The sequence below is a fragment of the Cupriavidus sp. CP313 genome, from assembly GCF_054072015.1.
The window spans coordinates 449683-455775 of sequence record NZ_JBSVZB010000003.1 but is presented as its reverse complement, the minus strand read 5'-3'; the positions used below and the strand labels follow the sequence as shown (position 1 = coordinate 455775).

7 protein-coding genes are annotated in these 6093 nt (G+C 59.7%); 4 read left to right on the top strand and 3 right to left on the bottom strand.

Annotation, left to right across the window (positions count from 1 at the left end; translation table 11 throughout):
• The coding region (locus ACW4E8_RS06580; RefSeq protein WP_456803774.1) for an integrase core domain-containing protein at positions 1–399 on the top strand (399 nt) is incomplete at its 5' end.
• A 241-nt stretch (positions 400–640) separates the two neighbouring features.
• On the opposite strand, the gene ACW4E8_RS06575 is transcribed toward ACW4E8_RS06580, so the two are convergent.
• Positions 641–1087 carry a YybH family protein gene (locus tag ACW4E8_RS06575; protein ID WP_456803773.1) on the bottom strand — a complete coding sequence of 149 codons (447 nt, stop codon included), beginning with the start codon at positions 1085–1087 and terminating at the stop codon, positions 641–643.
• Positions 1088–1265: 178 nt separating this feature from the next.
• Positions 1266–1733, bottom strand: coding sequence for an iron chaperone (locus ACW4E8_RS06570; RefSeq protein ID WP_456803772.1), 468 nt, complete (start codon positions 1731–1733; stop codon positions 1266–1268).
• 428 nt (positions 1734–2161) lie between these two features.
• Between ACW4E8_RS06570 and ACW4E8_RS06565 the strand changes: the two genes are divergently transcribed.
• Together ACW4E8_RS06565 and ACW4E8_RS06560 are read left to right on the top strand one after the other, a co-directional pair.
• Positions 2162–2407, top strand: coding sequence for a hypothetical protein (locus tag ACW4E8_RS06565; RefSeq protein ID WP_456803771.1), 246 nt, complete (start codon positions 2162–2164; stop codon positions 2405–2407).
• A gap of 527 nt (positions 2408–2934) precedes the next feature.
• Positions 2935–4515 carry an isocitrate lyase gene (locus tag ACW4E8_RS06560; protein ID WP_456803770.1) on the top strand — a complete coding sequence of 527 codons (1581 nt, stop codon included), beginning with the start codon at positions 2935–2937 and terminating at the stop codon, positions 4513–4515.
• 169 nt (positions 4516–4684) lie between these two features.
• Here the strand turns inward: ACW4E8_RS06560 and ACW4E8_RS06555 are convergent, their stop codons facing one another.
• Positions 4685–5122, bottom strand: a complete 438-nt coding sequence (locus ACW4E8_RS06555) for a universal stress protein (RefSeq protein WP_456803769.1) — start codon at positions 5120–5122, stop codon at positions 4685–4687.
• 329 nt (positions 5123–5451) lie between these two features.
• Between ACW4E8_RS06555 and ACW4E8_RS06550 the strand changes: the two genes are divergently transcribed.
• Positions 5452–6030 (top strand): elongation factor P, encoded by a 579-nt coding sequence (locus tag ACW4E8_RS06550; RefSeq protein ID WP_456803768.1) that lies wholly within the window; start codon positions 5452–5454, stop codon positions 6028–6030.
• Positions 6031–6093 lie beyond the last annotated feature (63 nt).

The window sequence follows — 6093 nt, the reverse complement described above, 5'->3', positions numbered from 1 at the left end:
GCGACCACCGGTGGGCATAGCGGTGACGTGGTCCGCGACGTGATGTTGGCCGCCGTCGAGAATCGCTTTGGAAACGCGCTGAAGACGCCGACGGAAATCGAATGGCTGACCGATAACGGCTCCGGTTACACGGCCGACAAGACCAGGGCGTTTGCGTCGGCCATCGGCTTGAAGCCGCTGACCACGCCGGTCTGCAGCCCGCAGAGCAACGGGATGGCGGAGAGCTTCGTGAAGACCATGAAGCGCGACTACGTCGCCTTCATGCCCAAGCCTGATGCCGAGACGGCGGTTCGGAATCTGGCCATCGCCTTTGAGCATTACAACGAGCAGCACCCCCATAGCGCCCTGAATTACCGCTCGCCGCGGGAGTTCAGGCGTGCGATGGCCTTATCAACCTAAGGGTGTGACCGTGTCCGGGGACACGGGGGCAAATCCACATAGGACAACCCGCTACCCTGCGGAGCACGTCACGTTGACGGCTAGCTTCAGAAAGAAGCTGCGCCCCTGTGTACCGCATTGCAAGGTCGGGCGCGGTAAGGTCGGCACCGGCGGCAAGTAGCCCGGATAGGGGACTTTCAGTCGTCACTTGAACTCTCGAACTCGCGTCGCCATCGTCTGAATCGGGAAAATTCCAGTCTTACTATGGCTTCAGGTCGAGCACCGCTTGGTAGGTCTGCATGTTGATGGGTACCGAGAGATGCTCATGGGTGACCAGCCACGTGCCGCCGAACTTGCGGAAGCAGACGGTCGCGCGCACCCAGACATCGGTGTCTTCTCCGCTTGTTCTCGCTCCAGTGATTCGATTGAGACTGCGGCAGAAGGCCACGTCATCGCCCGCAGTGATGCTCAGGTCGCGAATCTCGTAGCCAACAACCGGGCCTCGGAACGAGGCGAACCAATCCGCCCAGTTCTTTCGATACGCGGCGGCCCCGTCATACTGCAGCGGGGGCGGGACGTCGAACACCACGATGTCCGCCGCGTAATGGGACATGAGCCCATCGAGGTCCTTGGCGCGTAGCGCCTTTGTCCAACCTTCTATTCGCAGACGGATTTGGGCTTCATCCGTGCTGCGCTGCTCTTCGTTCATTTTTGTCTCCTTTGTTCAAGTGCACACTTCACCGTGGCTCATAGAAATGGCTAACCGCCCGCGTTCACCGGCGCCGAGCGAGCGCAGCGAGCGAGGGAACCCCAGCGCAGCGCTGGGGCGTCCGAGTGGAACGCGTTGTTGTTGGGCGGCGACGCATCATTAGTGGCGAGCTCAGTCCTCAGCTCACTGCTCTCTTCACGAGCGCGCCAATCTTTGCCTCTTCCGTGGCTGTCAACGCCTTCAGCGCGAATGAGGTGGGCCACATGGATCCTTCGTCGAGATTTGCCTCGTCGCTGAAGCCGAACGTTGCATACCTCGATTTGAACTTCTGCGCGCTTTGGAAGAAGCAGACGACTTTGCCGTCCTTGGCATATGCGGGCATCCCGTACCAGGTTTTCGGCGAGAGGGCTGGCGCGCTGGCTTTGATGAGAGCATGGAGCCGCTTGGCCATGTCGCGATCCGGTTCCGGCATCTCGGCGATCTTCGCGAGCAAAGCGCTTTCCCCGTCTGCCTTGTCCGCTTCCGCCTTCAACTCTTTGGCGCGCTCCTTCATCGCAGCTCGTTCCTCGTCCGTGAATCCCTTGGACGCCTTGTCGTTCGCGCTGGTGCTCTTGGCGGCCTGCTGCGTTCCCTTCGTTGGGCTCATAGAAACCTCTCATATAAACGCAGTTCCAAGCTGATAAGCATAGTCGTTTGATCCTCCGCAACCTGCGCCAGTTCTGGGTTTGGCACGAATATATTGCTTCGTCGGGCGACGCCTGATAGCTGACGAAGATCCATGGAGCGATTGCGAATCCTCTTATCGTCACAGACATGAGGGCCGGCAACACTAGACCCGTCGCCGAAACATCGGCGGCCGGGCGTAGCAACCTGAACAGCTCCAAGGGATCGCCGTTTCATACGGCCTCGTCTGCGCGTATGCGCTAGCTCTCCTTCTACGGCGGGCCGGGCGGGGCAGCCGAAAGGCTGGCCGGACTCCCTTGGATTGCCGGCATTGCTACCCCCGCTGTCAGGCCCGCCACCCTCCAACTGAGTGCATCAGGCGGGCCCTCCAACCTTCCCTAGGAGCTCGCAATGCAAGACCAAACCGCATCGAAACAAGAAATCATCCTGGCCGCCATTCCAGACTGCCTGTACTCGCTTGGACGCGTCAGCGCCGGCGTGGGCTGCGTCCTGTCTCTGCTGGAAGTTGAAAGCGAACGGTCAGAGGTGTGCCACGGCGTGCATTGTCTGGTGGCGATGCTCAAAGCGCAGCTTGATCAGACTGCGGAGGAGCTTCTCCGGACGAGTGAGTTGGGTTCTGATGCTGCGGCTGCCTGAGAAATGCTCTGGCCGGATGGAAGACTGCAGCTTCGGCTGCGGTCTTTCCCTCTGGCTATCCGCGAACAACAGTGGGTCTGTTTGCAACGCGGCTGACCGACTCCGGCCAGTTTCCGACGACCATCGCTCGTGATCGAATGACCGAAGCGGGCACGAAGACAGCCACACGTTGCTGCGCCGGTTCATGACACCGTTTGTCGGACCAGACGTCTACAAAATCCCCAGCTATCGTTGCTCGAGCCATCCGTGCTCGCCCCTGCCTCCGACAACTGAAAGCGCGTTTCACATTGCGGAATTTGCTCCGTGTTTCCCCCGGCGCTATCTTTCGTTCTCTGAAAAATCGTTCCACATTACGAAATTTGTTGCCTATCTCATTGAAAAATAATGAGAAATCAACTCTTATGTCTTATATAAGACTTTGCCGCGATGCATCAACAAGGCCCTACAATGAACCCACGCTGCTCGCCTCGACATCCGCCAGCACACTCAACTATTTTTCAAACGCGCTTTCTTCTTAGGAAATTCCCATGGCCCAGTATCAAGACGACATCAAGGCAGTTGCCGGTTTGAAAGAGAACCACGGCAGCGCGTGGAATGCCATCAATCCCGAGTATGCCGCCCGCATGCGTGCCCAGAACAAGTTCAAAACGGGCCTGGACATCGCCAAATACACCGCCAAGATCATGCGCGCCGACATGGCCGCCTACGATGCCGACTCGTCCAAGTACACCCAGTCGCTGGGTTGCTGGCACGGCTTCATCGGCCAGCAGAAGATGATCTCCATCAAGAAGCATTTCAACAGCACCGACCGCCGCTACCTTTACCTGTCCGGCTGGATGGTGGCCGCGCTGCGCTCCGAGTTCGGCCCGCTGCCGGACCAGTCGATGCACGAAAAAACCTCCGTCAGCGCGCTGATCCGCGAGCTGTACACCTTCCTGCGCCAGGCCGACGCCCGTGAACTGGGCGGTCTGTTCCGCGCGCTGGACGCTGCCGAAGGCCCTGCCAAGGCCGCCATCCAGGAAAAAATCGACAACCACGTCACCCACGTAGTGCCCATCATCGCGGACATCGACGCGGGTTTCGGCAACGCCGAAGCAACGTACCTGCTGGCCAAGCAGTTCATCGAAGCGGGCGCATGCTGCATTCAGATCGAAAACCAGGTGTCTGACGAGAAGCAGTGCGGCCACCAGGATGGCAAGGTCACCGTGCCGCACGAGGACTTCCTGGCCAAGATCCGCGCCATCCGCTACGCCTTCCTGGAACTGGGCGTGGACGACGGCATCATCGTGGCCCGTACCGACTCGCTGGGTGCCGGCCTGACCAAGCAGATCGCCGTGACCAACACGCCGGGCGACCTGGGCGACCAGTACAATTCCTTCCTCGATTGCGAAGAATTGTCGGCCGACGCACTGGGCAATGGTGACGTCATCATCAAGCGCGACGGCAAGCTGCTGCGTCCCAAGCGCCTGCCTAGCAACCTGTTCCAGTTCCGCGCCGGCACGGGCGAAGCGCGCTGCGTACTGGATTGCGTCACCGCACTGCAAAACGGCGCTGACCTGCTCTGGATCGAAACCGAAAAACCGCATATCGCCCAGATCGGCGGCATGGTCAGCGAGATTCGCAAAGTCATCCCGAACGCCAAGCTGGTGTACAACAACAGCCCGTCGTTCAACTGGACCCTGAACTTCCGCCAGCAGGCGTATGACGCGATGAAAGCCGCGGGCAAGGATGTGTCGGCATATGAGCGCGCCCAGCTGATGAGCGTGGAATACGATCAGACCGAACTGGCGAAGCTCGCCGACGAAAAGATCCGGACCTTCCAGGCCGACGCGTCGCGCGAAGCAGGTATCTTCCACCACCTGATTACGCTGCCGACCTACCACACCGCCGCACTGTCGACCGACAACCTGGCCAAGGAATACTTCGGCGACCAGGGCATGCTGGGTTATGTGGCTGGCGTGCAGCGTAAGGAAATCCGTCAGGGCATCGCCTGCGTCAAGCACCAGAACATGTCCGGCTCGGACATCGGCGACGACCACAAGGAGTATTTCAGCGGCGAAGCGGCCCTGAAAGCGGCGGGTAAAGACAACACCATGAACCAGTTCTGATACCAGTAATACCCCAAGCAAAACGCCAACCCATACGGGTTGGCGTTTTTTTGTCCGGCGAGATAGCTCGCGGGGTTCTCATCAAACAGCAGGTACGAAGGCTCAGGTCAAGGGCCGAGTCGGGTTGACGCTCGCCGCTGCGCCGCGTGCGGTTGGTCTGCAGTATCGACTAGCGAAACACGAAAACCGGGATCTGGCAATGCGTCAGGACTTTCTGGGTTTCGCTGCCGATCAGTAGCCCCTGCAGGCCGGTTCGGCCATGCGACGCCATGACAATGAGGTCACAGTTACGTTCCTCCCCGGTCCGGATGATCGCCTCATAGGGGTGATTGTGGGTAACGCTGAGCGTCTCGCATGCCACCGCCGCTTCCTTTGCCGCTTGTGCGACCACCGCCAGGTATCGCTCCGCATGCCTTTCGGCAAGTTGTGCGTAGCGCTCCTGGGTGTCCTCCAGCATGTCAACCCGATGCGTGAAGACATGGAATTCCGGGATGACATGCAATCCAGTGATCCTCGCCTCAAATGCCTTGGCGAGTGTCACCGCCATGCGAACGGCAGCGTCGGAGAGTGCCGATCCATCGGTGGGCACCAAGATATGCTGAAACATGTTGGCCTCCTCGTGGCCGGCCGGGCCATCCGCCTCGGCGCCCTGGCACGCGCTACGAACTTAATGGTATGACAATCGTTCCTGCTCTGGCGACGCGCTTCTCGATTCCCTGATCAGGGGGCAGGGCGACTCGTGGCGGTCCAGCCCCTTGTCAGCCTTGTGCATGCGGCGCTGCAACATCCCGCTGTCGCAGGTGCGCAATCCTCCCAATGCGGTCAGCGCCGTCGAGTTTCTCGTTCAGCGTACTGCTGTCGCCGCCGGCCCTTTGTTGAAGGGGCGCTGCGGTGCTAGGCTGAAGGCGAAATCTTGCCGCCCAGGCGGAGACACCAATGGTCGAAGCTTCCGAACTGAAGTCGGGCATGGTCATCATGCTAGAGGGTGAACTTCATAGCGTTACCAGCGCCGGGTACCACGCCGGCGGCGGCCAACAGGGGAGCGCAGTTTTCGCCAAGTTCAAGAGCCTTAAGACTGGTCACATCAAGGAGTTGCGGTTACATCCGAGCAACAAGCTCGAAGAGGTCACGCTTGATCACCAGGAGATGGAATATCTGTACACCGATGGTGTCGCCTTTTTCTTCATGAATCCCGACACCTTCGAGCAGATCAGTTTTCCTGCGGAAACCATGGGCGCATACCAGAAATATCTTCACCCCAATATGCGAATCCCGGTGCAGCTTTATGAGGGCGAGCCAGTCACCATCGCATTCCCCCCTGCGGTCGAGTTAACCATCATGTCCACGCCGCCGGCCCTGCACGAGCATGAAACCTCTACCTTCAAGACTGCCACGCTGGATAACGGCATGGAAGTTCTCGTTCCGCAGTTCGTCAAGGAAGGGGACACGGTGCGAATCGAGGTCGCTTCAGGAAAATATTTGGAGCGGGTAAGGCGAGGGACGCGAAAGTCGTGACTCCCGTGCCGCGCTATCGCTCCCTGCATGCGCAGCGCCGCGCACAGTCCCGCCGGGACGGGG